At 37.5% G+C, this 18619-nt stretch carries 20 protein-coding genes; 8 read left to right on the top strand and 12 right to left on the bottom strand.

Features of this window, described 5'->3' with window-relative positions:
• Positions 1–41 precede the first annotated feature (41 nt).
• Complete coding sequence (gene ccmE, locus B0183_RS02980) at positions 42–575, top strand: cytochrome c maturation protein CcmE (RefSeq protein ID WP_005710526.1); 534 nt, start codon at positions 42–44, stop codon at positions 573–575.
• Complete coding sequence (locus tag B0183_RS02975) at positions 572–2512, top strand: heme lyase CcmF/NrfE family subunit (RefSeq protein ID WP_078208303.1); 1941 nt, start codon at positions 572–574, stop codon at positions 2510–2512. Before ccmE ends, B0183_RS02975 begins: the two co-directional genes overlap by 4 nt.
• Before the next feature lie 127 nt (positions 2513–2639).
• Here the strand turns inward: B0183_RS02975 and B0183_RS02970 are convergent, their stop codons facing one another.
• From B0183_RS02970 to B0183_RS02940, 7 genes are read right to left on the bottom strand one after another with little or no spacing between them, the layout of a single operon-like run.
• Positions 2640–3440, bottom strand: a complete 801-nt coding sequence (locus B0183_RS02970) for a glycosyltransferase family 2 protein (protein ID WP_035524923.1) — start codon at positions 3438–3440, stop codon at positions 2640–2642.
• Positions 3440–4324: a glycosyltransferase family 2 protein gene (locus tag B0183_RS02965; RefSeq protein WP_021111744.1), complete on the bottom strand. Its 885-nt coding sequence runs from the start codon at positions 4322–4324 to the stop codon at positions 3440–3442. The genes B0183_RS02970 and B0183_RS02965 overlap by 1 nt, the downstream gene beginning before the upstream one ends.
• Entirely contained in the window at positions 4317–5507 is a 1191-nt protein-coding gene (locus B0183_RS02960) for a hypothetical protein (RefSeq protein ID WP_035521975.1), read from the bottom strand. The genes B0183_RS02965 and B0183_RS02960 overlap by 8 nt, the downstream gene beginning before the upstream one ends.
• Position 5508: 1 nt before the next feature.
• Positions 5509–6285: a glycosyltransferase family 25 protein gene (locus B0183_RS02955; protein ID WP_021111742.1), complete on the bottom strand. Its 777-nt coding sequence runs from the start codon at positions 6283–6285 to the stop codon at positions 5509–5511.
• A 4-nt stretch (positions 6286–6289) separates the two neighbouring features.
• Positions 6290–7213 carry a glycosyltransferase family 52 gene (locus B0183_RS02950; RefSeq protein ID WP_035521976.1) on the bottom strand — a complete coding sequence of 308 codons (924 nt, stop codon included), beginning with the start codon at positions 7211–7213 and terminating at the stop codon, positions 6290–6292.
• A complete protein-coding gene (locus B0183_RS02945) occupies positions 7210–8415 on the bottom strand; it encodes a flippase (RefSeq protein WP_021111740.1) in 1206 nt (401 codons plus the stop codon). The genes B0183_RS02950 and B0183_RS02945 overlap by 4 nt, the downstream gene beginning before the upstream one ends.
• Positions 8412–9089, bottom strand: a complete 678-nt coding sequence (locus B0183_RS02940) for an acylneuraminate cytidylyltransferase family protein (RefSeq protein WP_021111739.1) — start codon at positions 9087–9089, stop codon at positions 8412–8414. Before B0183_RS02940 ends, B0183_RS02945 begins: the two co-directional genes overlap by 4 nt.
• A 135-nt stretch (positions 9090–9224) precedes the next feature.
• On the opposite strand from B0183_RS02940, the gene B0183_RS02935 reads away from it, so the two are divergent.
• On the top strand, positions 9225–9968 hold the full coding sequence (locus B0183_RS02935) for a YdcF family protein (protein ID WP_078208302.1): 744 nt from the start codon (positions 9225–9227) through the stop codon (positions 9966–9968).
• 23 nt (positions 9969–9991) lie between these two features.
• Here the strand turns inward: B0183_RS02935 and B0183_RS02930 are convergent, their stop codons facing one another.
• The 5 genes from B0183_RS02930 to B0183_RS02910 form a co-directional block, all read right to left on the bottom strand.
• Positions 9992–10699 (bottom strand): YwiC-like family protein, encoded by a 708-nt coding sequence (locus B0183_RS02930; protein WP_035496305.1) that lies wholly within the window; start codon positions 10697–10699, stop codon positions 9992–9994.
• A 72-nt stretch (positions 10700–10771) separates the two neighbouring features.
• Entirely contained in the window at positions 10772–11884 is a 1113-nt protein-coding gene (locus B0183_RS02925) for an N-acetylmuramoyl-L-alanine amidase (protein WP_078208301.1), read from the bottom strand.
• A 9-nt stretch (positions 11885–11893) separates the two neighbouring features.
• Positions 11894–12385 (bottom strand): tRNA (adenosine(37)-N6)-threonylcarbamoyltransferase complex ATPase subunit type 1 TsaE, encoded by a 492-nt coding sequence (gene tsaE, locus B0183_RS02920; protein ID WP_021111735.1) that lies wholly within the window; start codon positions 12383–12385, stop codon positions 11894–11896.
• A gap of 5 nt (positions 12386–12390) precedes the next feature.
• Positions 12391–12942 (bottom strand): oligoribonuclease, encoded by a 552-nt coding sequence (gene orn, locus B0183_RS02915; protein WP_005710506.1) that lies wholly within the window; start codon positions 12940–12942, stop codon positions 12391–12393.
• A 39-nt stretch (positions 12943–12981) separates the two neighbouring features.
• Positions 12982–13521: a KdsC family phosphatase gene (locus B0183_RS02910; RefSeq protein ID WP_005710504.1), complete on the bottom strand. Its 540-nt coding sequence runs from the start codon at positions 13519–13521 to the stop codon at positions 12982–12984.
• 67 nt (positions 13522–13588) lie between these two features.
• Between B0183_RS02910 and B0183_RS02905 the strand changes: the two genes are divergently transcribed.
• The 5 genes from B0183_RS02905 (at position 13589) to rraB (ending at position 18576) form a co-directional block, all read left to right on the top strand.
• Positions 13589–14272, top strand: a complete 684-nt coding sequence (locus tag B0183_RS02905) for a YggS family pyridoxal phosphate-dependent enzyme (RefSeq protein ID WP_021111733.1) — start codon at positions 13589–13591, stop codon at positions 14270–14272.
• A 66-nt stretch (positions 14273–14338) separates the two neighbouring features.
• Positions 14339–16948: an aminopeptidase N gene (pepN, locus tag B0183_RS02900; protein WP_071610802.1), complete on the top strand. Its 2610-nt coding sequence runs from the start codon at positions 14339–14341 to the stop codon at positions 16946–16948.
• A complete protein-coding gene (locus tag B0183_RS02895) occupies positions 16948–17364 on the top strand; it encodes a DUF805 domain-containing protein (protein WP_021111731.1) in 417 nt (138 codons plus the stop codon). The genes pepN and B0183_RS02895 overlap by 1 nt, the downstream gene beginning before the upstream one ends.
• A gap of 153 nt (positions 17365–17517) precedes the next feature.
• Positions 17518–18147, top strand: a complete 630-nt coding sequence (gene yihA / locus B0183_RS02890; RefSeq protein WP_016528300.1) for a ribosome biogenesis GTP-binding protein YihA/YsxC — start codon at positions 17518–17520, stop codon at positions 18145–18147.
• Between the two features lie 3 nt (positions 18148–18150).
• Positions 18151–18576 carry a ribonuclease E inhibitor RraB gene (gene rraB / locus B0183_RS02885; RefSeq protein WP_021111730.1) on the top strand — a complete coding sequence of 142 codons (426 nt, stop codon included), beginning with the start codon at positions 18151–18153 and terminating at the stop codon, positions 18574–18576.
• Positions 18577–18619 lie beyond the last annotated feature (43 nt).

Genomic DNA, 18619 nt, shown 5'->3' with positions numbered 1-18619 from the left:
ATTTTTCTATTTGTTTTTTGAGTGATTACAACGAGGTTTTTATGAACCCAAGACGCAAATCTAGACTGAAAGTGGTGATGGCAGTGTTAAGTGGGCTTGCCGTTGCTGTTGGTTTAACCTTATATGCGTTAAGCCAAAACATTGACTTATTCTATACGCCATCAGAGATTATCTATGGTAAAAATAATGATCCAGAAACCAAGCCTGAAGTTGGGCAACGTATTCGTGTAGGGGGTATGGTGGTTGATGGGTCGGTAAAACGTGATGACAAGACCCTTAAAGTGACCTTTGATCTCAATGATATTGGGCCTGCAATTCAGGTGGAATATGAAGGGATTTTACCTGACTTATTCCGTGAAGGGCAAGGGATTGTGGCACAAGGTACTTTAGTTGAGCCGACAAAACTGAAAGCAACCGAAGTGTTAGCTAAACACGATGAAAACTATATGCCACCTGAATTAGGCGATCAGATGAAAAAGCAACATCAGCCGATGGGGATTTCAGAAGCAGATCTCAAAGGAAAATCAGAACGTGATGCAACGCAGATCTCTCAGCCGTTTGGAGAAAATAAATGATTGCTGAATTAGGTAACTATACCCTTGCTCTTGCTCTCGCATTGGCAATTTTATTGGCGATCTTACCGCTTGTTGGTGCTTATAAACAAAATGCTAGTCTGATGGCATTGGCTCGTCCGATGACGTGGGCGGTTTTTTTAGCATTATCAATCTCGTTTGGCTCGCTTTTTTATCTGTTTGCGGTCAATGATTTCACTGTGCAGTATGTGGTGAATAACTCAAACAGTACGTTACCGTTAGAGTATCGCCTTTCCGCTGTTTGGGGTTCTCACGAAGGATCTTTGTTGCTTTGGATTTGGCTACTTTCCCTTTGGAGCGTTGCCGTTGCGACATTCAGCCGACAAATGCCTGAAGAAGCCATCGCTCGTGTATTGGGGGTAATGGGCTTGGTTAGCATTGGCTTTTTAGTCTTTATTCTGTTTACTTCTAACCCGTTTAACCGAACTTTCCCTGATTTTCCTGTTGATGGTCGAGAGCTTAATCCGATGTTGCAAGATGTTGGCTTAATCTTCCACCCTCCGTTACTGTATATGGGCTATGTGGGCTTTTCTGTTGCCTTTGCTTTTGCTATTGCGTCGTTGATGACAGGTCGTCTTGACACTGCTTGGGCGAGATGGTCACGTCCTTGGACTATGGCAGCGTGGGTATTTTTAACATTAGGTATCGTACTCGGCTCTTGGTGGGCATACTACGAGCTTGGCTGGGGCGGTTGGTGGTTCTGGGATCCTGTGGAAAATGCCTCGTTAATGCCGTGGATTGCAGGTACTGCATTAATTCACTCTTTAGCGGTTACGGAAAAACGTAGTACTTTCAAAGCGTGGACGGTCTTGCTAGCTATTCTTGCTTTTTCACTCTGCTTACTCGGCACATTCTTAGTGCGTTCAGGGATTTTGGTATCGGTTCACGCTTTTGCTTCTGATCCAACTCGAGGCTTATATATTTTGGCTTATCTCGTGGTGGTTATTGGCGGTTCGCTACTGCTTTACGCTTATCAAGGCAGTAAAATCAAGAGCTTAGACAATTCCGAACGTTACTCACGAGAGTCAATGTTATTACTCAATAATGTGCTATTAATGGCGTTCTTATCGGTGGTCTTTTTAGGCACGATTTTACCGTTAATTCATAAACAAATTGGTTTAGGGACAATTTCTATCGGGGCGCCTTTCTTCGATCAAATGTTTATGATCTTAATGGTGCCTTTTGCATTTTTATTGGGGATTGGACCGCTTGTAAAATGGCGTCGAGATCAGGTTTCTGCTATCCGTAAGCCAGTTCTCATTTCATTAGCCGTAATGATATTGCTTGGCTTTGGATTACCTTATCTTTTTGCCAGCAAAATTACTGTCAGCGTGGTATTAGGGACAATGATGTCCGTCATTATCGTGGCATTGAGTTTATATGAACTACATCAACGAGCAACGCATCGTCATAGTTTCTTGCAAGGCATTTTGAAACTTTCTCGTTCCCATTGGGGAATGGTGTTGGCTCATTTAGGGGTTGCAATGACTGTGTTTGGTATTGCCTTTAGCCAAAATTACAGTATCGAAAAAGATGTACGAATGAATGTAGGCGACAAAGTTGAAATTTTAGATTACAACTTTACCTTCAAGGGTATTCGTGACTCAAATGGGGCAAACTATATTGGTGGCACAGCGGATATTGAAATTCATCGAAATGGTAAATATGAAGCCACACTACACGCAGAAAAACGCTTTTACAATGTCAGTAAAATGGGTATGACTGAAGCTGCGATTGACTGGGGATTTAGTCGAGATCTCTATGCAGCCTTAGGTGAACGTTTAGAAGATGGCTCTTGGGGCGTACGTTTATACTACAAACCGTTTATCCGTTGGATTTGGTTCGGTGGATTGTTTATGACGATAGGTGGCATACTTTGTATGATGGATAGACGTTATCGCTTAAAACAGAATAATTAACTATGTTTATCGCTCTTCATAAGGAATAATCGGCATGGTAGACAAAATAGTTGCTAATGTTTATTTTCTCTAAATATTAGCAACTATTTTTATTTGAAAATCTTGTATAGACAACATATTACACCTTTTATTTACGAAGTAATTTATAAAACAGAGTAAGTAAGACTGTTGGCAATAATCTCGGTACCACTCGCATAGTAAAAGTGATAAAACCTGAAACGATATTCTGCATACCCACTTGGTGTTTTAATTTAAACAAGCGCCATTCTGCCTTAGCCTGAGCGATACCACGACGGCGACCAACCATACCATTTCCAATACGAGCATAAACCAAAACCTCAGGCAAATTCGCTACTTTTTTGCCTAATGCGACCAATTTAATCCAGAGATAATAATCTTCTTGTAAGTCTTGATAGCCACCACATTCAAGCACAGCATTTTTTTGGTAGGCGACCGTCATATGATTAAATGGGCAACGTTTCTGTGTAAACTCTACAATGGCTTTGGTTTCTGTTGGCACACGACGATAGCTGACAATATCATTAATATCTGAGCCAAATTCAGCAATTTGTCCGCCAAAAATAATGGTATCGGGATTTTGTTCAATAAACGCAATCTGTTTTTCAAAACGTTCTGGAATACAAATATCGTCCGTATCCATACGGAATACCCATTCATTTCTGCAGTGGGTTAAGCCGTGATTGAGTGCTTTTCCTAACCCTTGATTTTGCTCAAGTCTAACGATATTAAGCGGTAAGATCTCCGCAAAATTTTGCATAACTTGTTCTAATTCAGGGGTAATGGCTCCGTCAAATACAACAACAATTTCGTCCGCTTGAACCGTTTGATTTTTTAAACTTTCAAAACATTCGGTTAAATATTTTGATTTTTCCTTAAAATATAAGGACATTAATACGGAAAACTTCATTAGATAAACCTTTTCATATTGATTGCAAGTTTTGGTGAAATAAATGTGAGGGTAGCAATCACCAAATGTTTAATATTTTTACTTTGTAAGAACATCTGCCAATAATAACAAGCCGCTTTACGAGATAAATTCATTATATGTGGGTAAGAAAGCATATATAATGCATTAAAAGCAAAGTTTTTTTGTTGAATATCTGTTTTTACATATTTTTGTTTAATAGTTTCAATCGCTAATTCAGTATTTTGTGTATTTGTCGATACACTTGCTCGTTTAGTATGGAAAGTACAGGTTGTTAAGGCTTGAGAAACATGTTTTGGTTTAAATTCGTTATGCGAAATGACTTTCAAAATAAAATCATAGTCTTCTAGAGATTTTAAATCCGTTGATAATCCATTGACTGCAAAGAAAAATGATTTTTTAATCGCAATCATCGGCATTCCACCTACTTTATTTGCCAGTAAAATATTCTCTAAAGTGACCGCTTGTTCATTTTCATAGGGGCGAGTGATATAACTAAACCCTTCATTTACCATCACACATTCAGCAGGGTGATAAATAAAATTAATCGTCGGGTTTTCATTAATTGTTTTTGCCAGTATTTCACATTTTGGATGAGCAAAACGATCATCATCATCTAAAAAGAGTAGCCACTCGTTTTCAGCAAATCTTGCTCCTACATTACGACTTTCTGCTGCTCCTAAATTCTGTTCATTCCTAATCACATTGACAGGAAATGGGTAGAGATGTTTAATTTCTACTGGCTCAACAGAGTGATCATCGACAATAATCACTTCAAAATTATATTCCGTTTGATATTCCAAACTTGTTAATAATGCAGGAATTTCATTTTTTCGATTATAAGAAGGAATAATAATACTAAACATTTTCTGTCTTGTTATTTAAAAATAGAATTTTATTTTTACCTTCATTGCCAAATAAAGATAAAAACATTAATAACACTAACATAATGCCAGGGAAAGCATAGGCATCGGCTTTTACATTTAAAATGGAGAGAATAAGTAAGGTAGATAAGATAAAAATCCAACTACCGTCAAACCAATTTATTGCCACTTTTCGTACGAAGTAACACATAAATAAGAAGCAAACAGAGAGATAAATAAATCCGCCATATAATGTTTGGCGTAAAAAACCAGAGTCTGTTCTGCCGTAGTAGCCACCTTGAGGATAAAAATAACGTCCATCACCAATTAAAATCTGTTTTAATTCAGGGATATAAAGATGATTTTGAACTAGATTATCCGTAGATGAACTAACTAAACCATAGCCGTGAATAACATTGATTAAAGGCTCTAAAGCGTGTTGTACATATTTATTTTCTGCAAAATTAAAGGCTAAAAATAAACAGATAGTTCCAAAGAGCAAAATGGCTGGTATATATTTCCATCTAAAATAGACAAGAAAACTAATTGCAGAAATAAATAAAAAAGTACGTCCTGAAATTAAACCAATACATAATAATAAGAAGACAAATATCGGACTGATATTATTATATTTTGCATTATAAGCAAGTAAAAAATGCAATAAGAAAGCATAGAATAAACTAAGCTGGAAGAATACAGTAGAAGTTAAATTATATAAACGGTATTCTTGTTCTGAACCATAGAATTTAGGGAAAACCGCATTCGTTGAAATACCTAAATCAATCATAAAGGGAATACCTGCCAGTGCGGTAAAACCCACTACTGCTTGAACAATAATACCGATTTTTAAATCCCTAACCATCATTTCTTTTGCATTAGTTTTTTGATAATAGCAGAGATTATAAATGGCAACGCCACAGGTAAATAAAATTAAGCCTTTAATATACATTCCTACGGCATAAAATTCTTTAGTGCCGTGAGATAACATCGGAATAACCGCTACAATAATTAGGATAAAAATTGCGACAAAACTATCCAGTGGTAATGTAATTCCTTGTAAGCGTTGTTTGCGGTAGATTTGGTAAAGCAAATATAACATCGCTATTCCACCACAGAAAAATGCCATTCGGAAAAAATGGAATAACCACGGATCGTAAATATAAAATAGATTAATGAATGCTGACATTTTATTTTCCTAAATTACGTTTTATTGCCAGTAATTTTTTCAGTGGGTATTTTGCTAATTTTGCCCCAAAGCTGTGTGAAATAGATCCACGAATACTTTCTAAATTACTATTTAATTTTGGGTTTTCAATCACCATTAATGGACGAACCACTTTAATATCTAAATTAAAGGTGTTGCCAAACAAAATAAAATCATCTGCTAGCCAAAATGGTAGGTTTTGTTCTATCTGTTTTAAAAAAGTGCGAGTCGCTGATTTTTTAATTAGATATGCTACTGTTCCTGCAAAATAATTTTTATAAGGATAAACAACCGCAAAAGGACAAGCGGTAATTTTTGGCTGTAAAAATGCAAAGGTTGTTGGATAATTAATTTCTAATTCAACATCATTAAATGTCGCAATTTTAGATTGCCCCACTAAAATAATATCTGCGGATGGCTGTTTATTTAAAATACGGTTCAAATTTGCCTGAAAATCCTGATTAAACAGTGCATCATCTTCGCAAACTAAACTATATTCATCATCACCAATCGTTTCATCATCACAAATTTGCTGATAAACACCAAGATGGCTTAATGTACAACCAACTTCGCCTTTCGTCACTTTACGAGCGTAATGTTGCTCAAAATGAGCGAGATTAAAACGTGAAGATAAACTTTGTTCATCTTCATTCATCGTATTAAAGGCAGAAAAAACGCTAAAATCAGCGGTATCTTGCTGTGAAAAAAACAGTTCCCGTCTATGACTATCTTTATCTAAAGAGATTAAATATTTTTTCATTTTATTATCGAATATCAATAATGGTTACGCCTAATTTTTCAAAGAGTTGGTAAACTTGAATAAAGTCTGGATTTTCGACATTAATTCTTAATGCAACCACATCAATATTTGGGATTTTGTCTTTTATATTTAATACCGCACTACTAAAATAAGTATATATACGACATCTTTTATGTTTAAATTCCTGAGCTAAATAGTCTTCTAAAATTAGTGGCGTTTCAATATATTTTACTTGATTTAATTTATATTGTTCTCTTGGGTGTGGTAAATAAGCGTGAATATCAAACCACTTGATGACCTTTTCCGCTAATTCAATATTTTTCTGTTTATCTAAATAAACGGGCTGACCTAATAAAATATTTATGGTTTCACCTTCTGCTACATCACTTTCTGTTTGCGGAAAGAGTTCCAGATATTCAGTATTTTGAATAATGTTCGGCAAATCAGCATAAATCGTAAAATGTTTTTTGGATAACGCCTTTAATTTTGCCACGCTGTATTTATTGCAGAGTAACGTATTAATAAAACGGCGAATACGAGTTTTTGGCTCATCGACATAATACACACTATGGCTTACAATATTTGCTGTGCCATCATCAAATGTATAAAACTCATTAAATTGAATACTGCTTAGAATAAACTGAATTTGAATGTCATTAATGCTTGCGACAAATACTTTATCAAACTTCTTAAATGCAAATTTAAGACGCAAACTAATAATCTCTTTTAATAGATTAAAACGATCAATATGTTGATCCATCTGAAAGAAAGTATCACATTTTTTCGCTAAACGTTGCACATAATATTCAAATTTCTGATTTTTTGCCGAGCAGAGCATCACACCATAAAATTTTTCATTTGGATAAAGATTAATAATTCGCTCTGCAATCAAAACCTGCAAAGGCGTATAGCAAATGATCAAATTCATACGGTTTTCCCCACTTTAGATGTCATAAAATAAAGTATCAGGATCATCACAGCTGAACCAATAATACTTGCATAAGGTACAAATTCAATAGAAGTAAAGGTTAATCCGATTAAACTCAAAATATATATTACCGTTGAAGCCACTGAACAGATTGAGATTAATTTATTCTTACTGTGATAAAACAGGTAATTCACTAAAATAAAATAAGGAATAACAAGCGCGGTCGAAAGTAAGAATAAAATAATATAGTATTTTGTTCCAACAAATTGAACCCCTAATAACCAAACTATAAATTGCTCAGGAATAACCCACATAATTAATGAAGGTAACGGAACAATGGCTAAGGAATAAAATGCCCATTTTTGCGTTTGTTTTAAATTAATTCGACCTTGTTTTAATCCATCAAAAAAATAGGGAGTGAGTGCTTTATTTACTGCTTGTAAAATAATCATCAATATCGCAGCAATTTGAGCCCCCATCGCATATAAACCTAAATCAACTTGATTAAATTGATGATAAATAAATACACGATCTAACTGCCCTTTTAAGAAAAAACTCACATTATGCAAAATTAATGGCGTACCAAAAGCAAGCACATAAAAGAGTGCTGATTTATATTGCTTCCATTGATATTTTTTACTTACCGTCTTTTTGCTATAAACTAGATATGCCAATAAAAATACCAGTACATTGCCTAATAAAATCCCAAGTAACCTTTTTTCGACCAATTCTGTTTGATAAAGTTCGAGAAGTAATACCGTAAAAACAACAGTGCCTAAGCTAGAAGCAAATTGCAAAATGGCATAGGAAATCGCCTGTTTTTGACACTGTCGAATGCTCAGCTGAACACCTAATAAGGCTTGAAAAATAGCAGACAAGGCAACATAGGTAAGAATTTCTGATTGTAAAATCCAGCAACCCAGTAAAATTAAGCTACCTATCGCAAGGGTATAAGCATAGCCAGAAGTCACGACTAAGTTAAGGGAGCGTTTACCATAAACATAGAAGTAACGGGTTACCGCCCCTTCTTGACTTAAACCGACAATAATAAAGAAAAGCACAAGATAAGTTTGGTAATATGCAAGTTCCCCAAACCCTTCTACGCCTAATTTTCGAGATAAATAGGGCAATAGCAAAAATGGCATTGCCCGTGAAGTCAGTTCACCGATTAAATAAACTGCACTGTCTTTGATGGCTCTCATTGCATCTCTTTCTCAATCAAGCTATCCGCCAGTTGCAAATCTAATGTGGTATCAATATCGACTGAGCGATAGGTTGGCATTAAATAGAAACGCACAGGTGGAATAAAGAAGTATTTTTCTTGAAGTAGGCTGGCGACATCGTTGATATAAATCGCCCCATTCGCACGGTATGCTTTTGGTAATTGCTGACGTGGTGCTTCAAAATCTTTGATTTCATTCATCGGGAGAATATCATCTCCATTTAAAACAAATGATTTATACGGGTGGTGTTCACATTCACAAGCGGATACCACAGACTTACTTTTTCCACCTAAAAAGATTTCCATCGCATTGCGAATATCTAACGCATTGCGGAGTGGGCTAGTTGGTTGGAACAGTGCTACAACGCCTTCACGGATATTTAAGGTTTCTAAACAGTGTACAACGGCATCAATCGTACGAGTATTACTCTGTGCAAGTTCTACAGGACGATGAACGGCAGTTGCGCCATATTTTTCACCTTCCTGTAAAATACGATCACCATCAGATGTCACAACGATTAAGTCAAACATTCCAGACTCTTTTGCTGCAAGAACTGCACGCCCTACGAGCGAAACTCCGCCAACTAATTGTAAGTTTTTATCTTTAATCCCTTTTGAGCCTGCTCTGGCTGGAATAATTGCAATTTTTTTCATAAATCTAACCGCTAGTAATATGGCTAATAAGAATCGCTATTCTAATTTTAAAGGGCGAGTGAAACAATAGACAAGGAAAAGGGAATAAGGAATAATAAATCTCTTTTACTTACTTGACAAAATTGCCTACTTATTATGTTTGCTATCACGAAATTTATTACTACTGTCATTCTTCCACCATTTAACATTCTGATTTTATGGTTGTTTTCCTTAATTTGTTTCCGTTTGAAATGGAAAAAATTAGGTTATCTCTCAACCTTTTTAGGCATAGCAATTCTCTATATTTTCAGTATTCCCTATACTTCACAAAAATTGCACGATTCTTTGGTAACTGAAGATAATCTGAGCATTGAAGATTATAAATCAGCTCAAGCTATCGTTTTACTTGGGGGTGGCTTACGCGATAGTAAAGAGCTATTTGGTAAATTAGCGATCAGCGAAATAGCATTAGAGCGGGTACGTTATGCAGCGTTTTTACAAAAAGAAACTGGTTTGCCTTTATTGATTACGGGAAGTAGCCCAAACGGGACTTCAGAAGCTGGCGTAATGAAAAAAGAGCTAGCACAATTTTTCCATATTCCAACACAATGGTTGGAAGAAAAAGCCAAAACGACGGCTGAAAATGCGAAGTTTTCTAAACCTATTTTAGAAAAAGAAGGTATTAATAAGATCGTGTTAGTGACAAATCAGTGGCATATGCAACGAGCAAGAATGTTATTTGAACGAGAAGGTTTTGAGATATTACCTGCAAGTGTTGGCGCGGGGAAAATGCCTGAAACCTATGGATTAAATGTATTTTACTTTATCCCACAATCAGGGGCATTACATAGCAATATGCACGCCCTGAAAGAATGGATTGGATATTGGAAAGAGAAATAACGGACATTATTAGGTTAATACATTTAGTAGATCAGCCCTAGTGTAAAAACAAATATCACTAAAAATTCAAATAGACCGACTTGTTTAATTTTCCAGTTTCTTTTTGGCACAATAACCGCTCTAATTAACCCAATGAAATAGGCAAAGCTAATGCCATAATCGCCTAAGGCGAGATAAACAAAGATAAATATACAATGAAGTCCTATACTGAACTTACAGTAAAGAGGATTTTTCCGCTCTCGAGCAACGCTTTTTACATAAATTGTTGTCCCAATAAAAAATAACGTAGGGTGGAGTAAAATCTCAAAATTATATTGGTTTGTTGCTAAATAGAAACTTGCCATTCCAATTATGCCGAAGGTTAAAATACCTGCAATATCATTGATTAAGTTTCGTTCATCTTTTTGTTTTGCATAGTAAATTTGGAACCCTGCAAGCGGCAGGATTGGGATTATAAATTGCAAAATAGAAAAATGACTTAAGAGTACGGGAAATATAAATATGCCGCTAAATACGGCATAAATAATCATCCAGCGTTTATATTTTTCATTTTGTTTTTTGCTAACGACGGAGAAAAAAGGATAGGAAAAGAGATAAGTAAAAAACCAGCTAAGCCCAAGCCAAAAATGATTCATTACAAAATGGCTAGCAGAAATACCATAAATAAATGGTACAAATGCCATCACTAACGCTCCGTACTGATTAGAAATAATCGGCTTTTCTTTAAATATCATGCTTATTTCTCTACTATTTTGTCTTGGTTCCCATATCCAGTTTTAAATTTGATACTCTACTATATTGATTTACTTTACTTGCAGCTTATTCCCTACAAAGATTTTATTTTGTTTTAAACCATTTAGCTGGCTCAATTTTTCAGGTGTTGTTTTATACATGCGAGCAATAGAATAAAGTGTTTCATCTTTCTGAACAACATGATATTTCGCATTGAAATCAACCGTTTTTTCTGACGCTTTAGACGATTGTTTTTGCTTAGTTTCCGTCGTTATTTTTGCTTTCTCTTTAGTTTTTTCCTTAGGCGAAGTCACCGCTGCTTTAGCTTTTTTATCTTCCTTAGAGCGATTTTCTACCTTTTTTTCAGCTTTCGATTTCTTGGTTAATTTTTCATCATTAACTGCTATTTGATTTTGCTGTTTTGGTAATCTATTTTTATATGCAATTAACCCTTGATAAATCGCCTTTGCAATCTGACGGCGATACGCTTTTGTGGCTAAACGTTGTTCTTCCGTTGCATTAGATAAAAAGCCCGTTTCCACTAGAATTGAAGGAATATCAGGGGAACGTAATACGCTAAGGCTGGCGTGTTGTGGCGAACTTTTTGCTAATTGCGTAACATTTCTCAGTTTGTCTAAGACTGTTTTACCTAACTCATAGCCTGAACGTTGTGCGTGAGAAAACTGCAGATCAAGCACTGTCTGGTTCAAGTAACGTTCATTATTATTTGCTAAAACCGAACCTGCCCCACCTAATAATTCCGATTGCTTTTCGTGATCTTCCAACCATTTTCCTAATTCATCATTTGCACGACGATTAGATAAAACCCAAACCGAAGCCCCTTTCAGATTATCTGAACTTGGTGAAGAATCAGCGTGGATTGACACTAGATAATGTGCCTTATTTTTACGAGCAATTTCAGTTCGATTAGGTAGTTGGATAAAATAGTCACCATTGCGTGTCATTACTGCCTTGAAATTAGGATCTGCATCTAACAACGCCTTTAATTCTCTAGCAATTGCTAAAGTCACCTCTTTTTCTTTGACCCCTAAATTTTTACCGATAGCCCCTGGATCTTTGCCCCCGTGTCCAGCATCAATGGCAATGGTTAATTTTGCTTGTGCGGAAAGAGCAAGAAATAAACTCATTACCGTAAAGCAAACATAATGTCGTAATTTCTGCATAGTATTACCCTAAGCGGTCTGATATTCTAAATAATTTTCCAAAATCTGTTTTGCTAAGTCGTTTTGAGGCATAAGAGCTAGATTTCGCCCTGTTTCTGCATAGTCAATTTGAATAATAAAGTCCGCAGATGGGATCATTCCTTCCCCTCGACTTGCCCATTCTAGTAAGCAAACCGTTTGTGGACGGAAGTAGTCCCTAATTCCCATAAATTCTAACTCTTCAGGATCACTCAAACGATATAAATCAAAATGATATAAAGCATAAGGGGGAAGCTGATACTCTTCCACTAAAGTATAAGTTGGACTTTTTACATTCCCATTATGCCCAAAAGCACGAACAATGCTCCGAGTGAGCGTCGTTTTTCCAGCCCCTAATTCTCCATTCAGATAAATCACAATCGCTTTTTCACTATGATTTTCTAAATAGCGTTGAAGTTGTTGGGCAAAACGCTGACCGAAATTGAGCATTTCTTCTTCAGTTGCAAAATAAAATGATTGCATTATTGTTAATCTAAATTAATAAAATGGTGACGATAAAACTTCAGTTCTTCGATAGACTCTTTAATATCATCTAAAGCTAAGTGGCTGTTTTTCTTACTAAATTGTTTAAGCATTTCAGGCTTCCAACGGCTCGCAAGCTCTTTTAATGTACTCACATCTAAATGGCGATAGTGGAAGTAGTCCGCCAAATCTGGCATATATTTATAAAGGAAACGCTTATCTTGTGCAATACTGTTACCACAAATCGGCGAAGCCCCTTTCGGCACCCATTTCTTCAGGAAATCTAATGTCTGTAATTCGGCAGCACGTTCAGTTAATTTACTCTGCTTCACACGCTCAACCAACCCATTTGCAGTATGGGTTTTCACACACCATTCGCTCATTTTATTTAATAATTCATCGGGTTGATGTACGGCAAGCACAGGGCCTTCAGCCAAAATATTCAGATCTTTATCGGTGATAATGGTAGCAATCTCAATAATTCGCTCTTTTTCAGGATCAAGCCCTGTCATTTCGAGATCGATCCAAATTAAATTTTGTTTGTCTTGTTGGCTCATCTTTTTCAATTAATTATCTAAAATTCCACAGGATATTATTTATTGTAGCATTTCATGCACCACTTTCATAAACCCATCAGCAGTAGCATAAACTTCTTCTTTGCCTTGAGCTTTTAAAATCATATCGGAAAGCTCACGGAATGCGGAATGTCCGCCTTTACGCGTTAAGACTAAATCTGCCTGATTTTTAACATAATCAAAAGCATCGCCCACGGCAACTGCTAATCCACAGACTTCAAATGCGGGTAAGTCCAGTGTATCGTCGCCTAAAAATGCAGTTTCTTCGGCTGAAACCCCCGCTTGTTGCATTAACTCAAAACAGGCATCACGCTTAGACATTTTGCCAAGTTGGAAAAGGGGAATGCCTAAATCTTTGATGCGACGGCGTAAAATCGGGGTGTCACCGCCCGATAGCACTGCAACTTGAATGCCGCAAGCAAGAAGCATTTTGATCCCTAAACCGTCTTTCACATTGAAGTATTTTAATGCTTCGCCATTTTCGGTGTAATAAAGGCTACCATCAGTGAGTACACCGTCCACATCGGTAATCACAAGTTTAATTTTTGTCAGTCTTTGCATAAGTATCCTTGATTTCAGTTAAGTGGAGTTTTATGATCTTGCCCATTATAGCCTTTTGGAGTAGCCAATGTCGATTTCTCAAAATTTAGCGACAATTTCTCAACAAATTCAACAATATTGTCAGCAAGCTAATCGCCCTGAACAGAGTGTTAAACTGCTTGCTGTGAGCAAAACTAAACCCATTTCAGCCATTGCCGAAGCCATTGAAGCAGGGCAACGTGCCTTTGGCGAAAATTATGTGCAAGAAGGTATTGAAAAAATTCAGCATTTTGCGGAGAACGACACATTAGAATGGCACTTTATCGGTTTATTACAATCGAATAAAACGCGTGTAGTGGCTGAGCATTTTGACTGGGTACAAACGATAGATAGGCTCAAAATTGCACAACGTTTAAGCGAGCAACGTCCTGAACACCTGCCTGCACTGAATGTTTTAATTCAAATTAATATCAGTGATGAAGCATCTAAATCGGGTATTTCTGCGAAAGAAATGCTAGAATTAGCCACTCAAATTAGCCAACTGCCACGTTTGAAATTGCGTGGTTTAATGGCAATTCCGAAGCCTGAAAGTGAGCCTGAACAACAGAAAATCGCCTTAGCTCAAATGAATGAACTGTTTCTTCAATTACAATCTCAATTTGAAGGGATTGATACGCTATCAATGGGAATGTCTGATGATATGCCAAGTGCAATTGAATGCGGTTCGACAATGGTGCGTATTGGTACGGCGATTTTTGGGGCAAGATCTTAAATTTGATTGCACTTAAAGACAAATATTCTTATCCTTTCCGCATTTGAAAGTTCTAAGGGAGAAGCTATGCGACCTAAAGCAAAATTTAGAAAAGATTACCGTCAGCCTGATTTTACTATTCATCAAATTTATCTTGATGTTCAGCTTGATCCTGAGCAGACGATTGTCACATCGACGTTGTCGGTCATGCGTAAGAATGCAGAAGCGACTACGTTACGTTTAGATGGGCATAGCTTTGAATTTTTATCGATTAAATTTAATGGCGAGCCATTCAAAGAATATCAAAAAGATGATGAGGCTTTGACTTTAAATTTAGCCGATTTCCCTGCGGATCAATTCGAGCTGGAAATTCAGACAAAACTCAATCCATCAACGAATACGTCACTACAAGGGTTATATCAATCAGGCGAAGGGATCTGCACGCAATGTGAAGCGGAAGGTTTCCGTCAGATTACTTATATGCTTGATCGCCCTGATGTGCTTGCAAAATATCGCACCAAAATCACCGCTTGTAAAAGTAAATATCCATACCTGCTTTCTAACGGCAACCGTATTGCTCAAGGGGAGCTGGACGATGGTCGTCACTGGGTGGAGTGGGAAGATCCGTTCTTTAAACCAAGCTATTTATTTGCCTTAGTCGCAGGGGATTTTGACCTGTTACAAGATAAGTTTATCACGATGAGCGGACGTGAAGTTGCCCTTGAAATCTATGTGGATAAAGGAAATCTTGACCGTGCCACTTGGGCGATGGAGAGTTTAAAACGTTCGATGAAATGGGACGAAGAGCGTTTTGGGCTGGAGTACGATTTAGACATTTATATGATCGTGGCGGTCGATTTCTTTAATATGGGGGCAATGGAAAATAAGGGGTTAAACATTTTTAACTCGAAATTTGTGCTAGCTAATCCGCAAACTGCAACGGACGATGATTATTTGAATGTTGAAGCGGTGATTGCTCACGAGTATTTCCATAACTGGACGGGCAACCGTATTACTTGCCGTGACTGGTTCCAACTCAGTTTAAAAGAAGGTTTGACCGTTTTCCGTGATCAAGAATTTACTTCAGATTTATGGTCAAGATCGGCAAAACGGATTGAAGATGTGCGATTGTTGCGTGCGGTGCAATTTGCCGAAGATGCAAGCCCGATGGCTCACCCTATTCGCCCTGAAAAAGTGATTGAAATGAATAATTTCTATACGGTTACCGTCTATGAAAAAGGGGCTGAAGTTATTCGTATGATCCACACCTTACTCGGCGAAGAGCGTTTCCAAAAAGGAATGAAACTCTATGTGGCAGAAAATGATGGCACGGCGGCAACCTGTGAAGATTTTGTGTCTGCAATGGAACGTGCTTCGGGAGTTGATTTAGATCTGTTCCGCCGTTGGTATAGTCAATCGGGTACGCCTGAATTAACGATTTCTGATGAGTATGATGAAAAACGTCATACTTACCGCTTGCACGTTTCTCAAAACACACCACCAACCTCTGATCAGCTAGAGAAAGTGAATTTACACATTCCGTTAAAAGTAGCGTTATATGGTCAAGATGGTAAGAAAATCAATTTACAACACGAATTATTAACTGTCAGTGATGTGTTAGATGTGGTCCACGAACATCAAACCTTTGAGTTCCACAATGTGCAACAACGTCCAGTGCCTGCCTTGTTATGTGATTTCTCAGCCCCTGTGCGTTTAGATTATGACTATTCAACAGAACAGCTTTTAACGCTCTTGAAGTTTGCTGAGAATGATTTCGTGCGTTGGGACGTGGCACAAATGTTGTTTAACAATGAGCTGCGTGAAAATCTAAGTCGCTACCAACAGGGCAAAGCAATGGCATTCTCACAAGGTTTGTTAGAAGCGCTCACCTTTGTGATCGATAATGCAAATAAAGATCCTGAACTTGCCGCTTTAACCTTAACCTTGCCAAAAGAAACGGAATTTGCTGAGTTGTTTAAAGTGATCGATCCTGCAGGTATTGCGGCTGTTCGTCAATTTATGCAACAAGCGATTGCTGAGGAATTAAAAGATCGTTTCTTAGTCGTTTACAACCAAAATAAATTAACGGAATATCGTGTGGTTGCTGATGATTTGGCAAAACGTGCATTACGCAATGTTTGCTTGTCTTACCTTGCCTTTACTGAAGTAGGGAATACCTTGGTGCACAAACATTATCATCAAGCAAATAATATGACGGACACTTTGGCAGCACTCACGGCTTCGACCAAAGCACAACTTGCTTGCAGAGATCAGCTTCTTGCCGATTTTGAACAAAAATGGCAACACGATGGCTTAGTGATGGATAAATGGTTTGCTTTACAGGCGACACGTCCTGATGAAAATGTGCTTGAAATTGTGCAAAATTTATTAACGCACCCAAGTTTTAACTTCAAAAATCCAAACCGTGTACGTTCATTAGTTGGGGCATTTGCAAGCCAAAACCCAAGTGCATTCCACGCTATTGACGGCTCTGGCTACCGTTTCTTAGTCGATATGTTGATTAAGATGAATGAAAGCAATCCGCAAGTGGCGGCACGCTTAATTGAGCCGTTAATTAAACTTTCTCGCTATGACACTCAACGTCAAACCCTGATGCGTCGCGGCTTAGAGCGTTTGAAAGGTTTAGATAATCTTGCGCGTGATTTGTTTGAAAAAATTGAAAAGGCATTGCAGTAATGATCTGGCATAAAGCATTATTTTCTTTTCACGGAAGGTTAAACCGCAAAGGCTTTTGGATCGGCTTTGGGATTAATTTTGCATTTTTGTTTATTTTTGCAAATTTTATCTTAAATCCGACCGCTTTCAGTTGGATTAGCGTTCTACCCTTGACCCTTTCACTTTACAGTTTATCTGCAGTGATCGTTAAACGCCTACACGACCGTAATCGTTCGGCGAAAGCCTTGTTTATGGTTGCGGTGCCGATATTGTGTTATCTCAGTTCATTGGGAGCTCAAGGAACAATGGCATTTGTGCTAGGCATTATGATGCCGATGTTTATCGGAACGATTTTAGTGATGGAATGGGGTGTTTTTGCAGGAAGTCCTGAAGCTAATCAATATGGTGAGAAAGGATTGAGTGTGAGATTTAAATAATTGTAGGGTGGGTCTTGACCCACCATTTCGTTGTAATCTCTTGAATTTATTGGTGGGTTAAAACCCACCCTACAAAACTGTTTTTTAAATCTCCCCCAGCCCCTCTTTTTCAAAGAGGGGAGTTTACAAATTTTAATAACAAACAAATACAAAATGACCGAAATAAAACTTAACTACCACAAAACCCATTTTTTAACCTCTGCACCTGATATTCACCATTTACCAGAAGACAGTGGCGTGGAAATTGCCTTTGCAGGGCGTTCAAATGCAGGGAAATCGACGGCATTAAATGCCTTAACTAATCAAAAAAACTTGGCTCGTACCTCTAAAACCCCAGGGCGTACGCAGTTAATTAACTTATTTGAAGTAGAACCAAATTGTAAATTAGTCGATTTACCAGGCTATGGTTATGCGGCGGTGCCTGAGCAGATGAAACTTCAGTGGCAACGTTCTTTAGGTGAATACTTGCAGAAACGTGAATGTTTACGGGGCGTAGTGATTTTAATGGATATTCGTCACCCGTTGAAAGATCTCGATCAGCAGATGATCGAGTGGGCGGTATCTGCGGAGTTGCCTGTATTATTGCTACTTACCAAAGCGGATAAACTTAGCCAAAGTGCGAGAAGCAAAACCGTCAAAATGGTGCGGGAAGCGATTTTACCGTTTCAAGGCGATGTGCAAGTCGAAGCCTATTCTGCATTAAATCGTATTGGTATTGATAAACTTGCGACTAAATTAGATAGCTGGTTCGCCGAAATTTTTACTCAAACCCAAGAGGGATAACTTATGTATAACTTAACCGAATTACGCCAAGAAACCGATGAAATCATCAACTCTTTATTAGCCGATGGAAGCGATCCTGAAGCCCTTTATATTATCGAACACCACATTGCTCATCACGATTTCGATAAACTCGAAAAGTTAGTGGTAGATGCTTATAAGTTGGGTTATGAGATTTCTGAAGCAGAAGAAGTGGAAGAAGAGAATGGCGATCTCGTGTTTGTGTGCGATATTGTTAGCGAAATTAAACTAGATGCGGAACTTATTACCGCTCAACAAAAAGAGCTACTGCCGTTAATCGAAAAATCGGGTGCGGTTTATGAAGGCTGGGGAACTTATTTTGAAGATCCGAACAGTGATGAAGATGAATATGGTGATGACGGCGAATTTTTTGATGACGAAGATGATGATTTTGATGATGAAAGACGTTAAAGAAAATGTTTGTTTGGTAAATATTAGAAAAAGAATTTAATTT

The organism is Glaesserella parasuis, assembly GCF_002015085.1.
Lineage (GTDB): Bacteria > Pseudomonadota > Gammaproteobacteria > Enterobacterales > Pasteurellaceae > Glaesserella > Glaesserella parasuis.
This window is presented reverse-complemented; position numbering and strand designations above follow the sequence as displayed.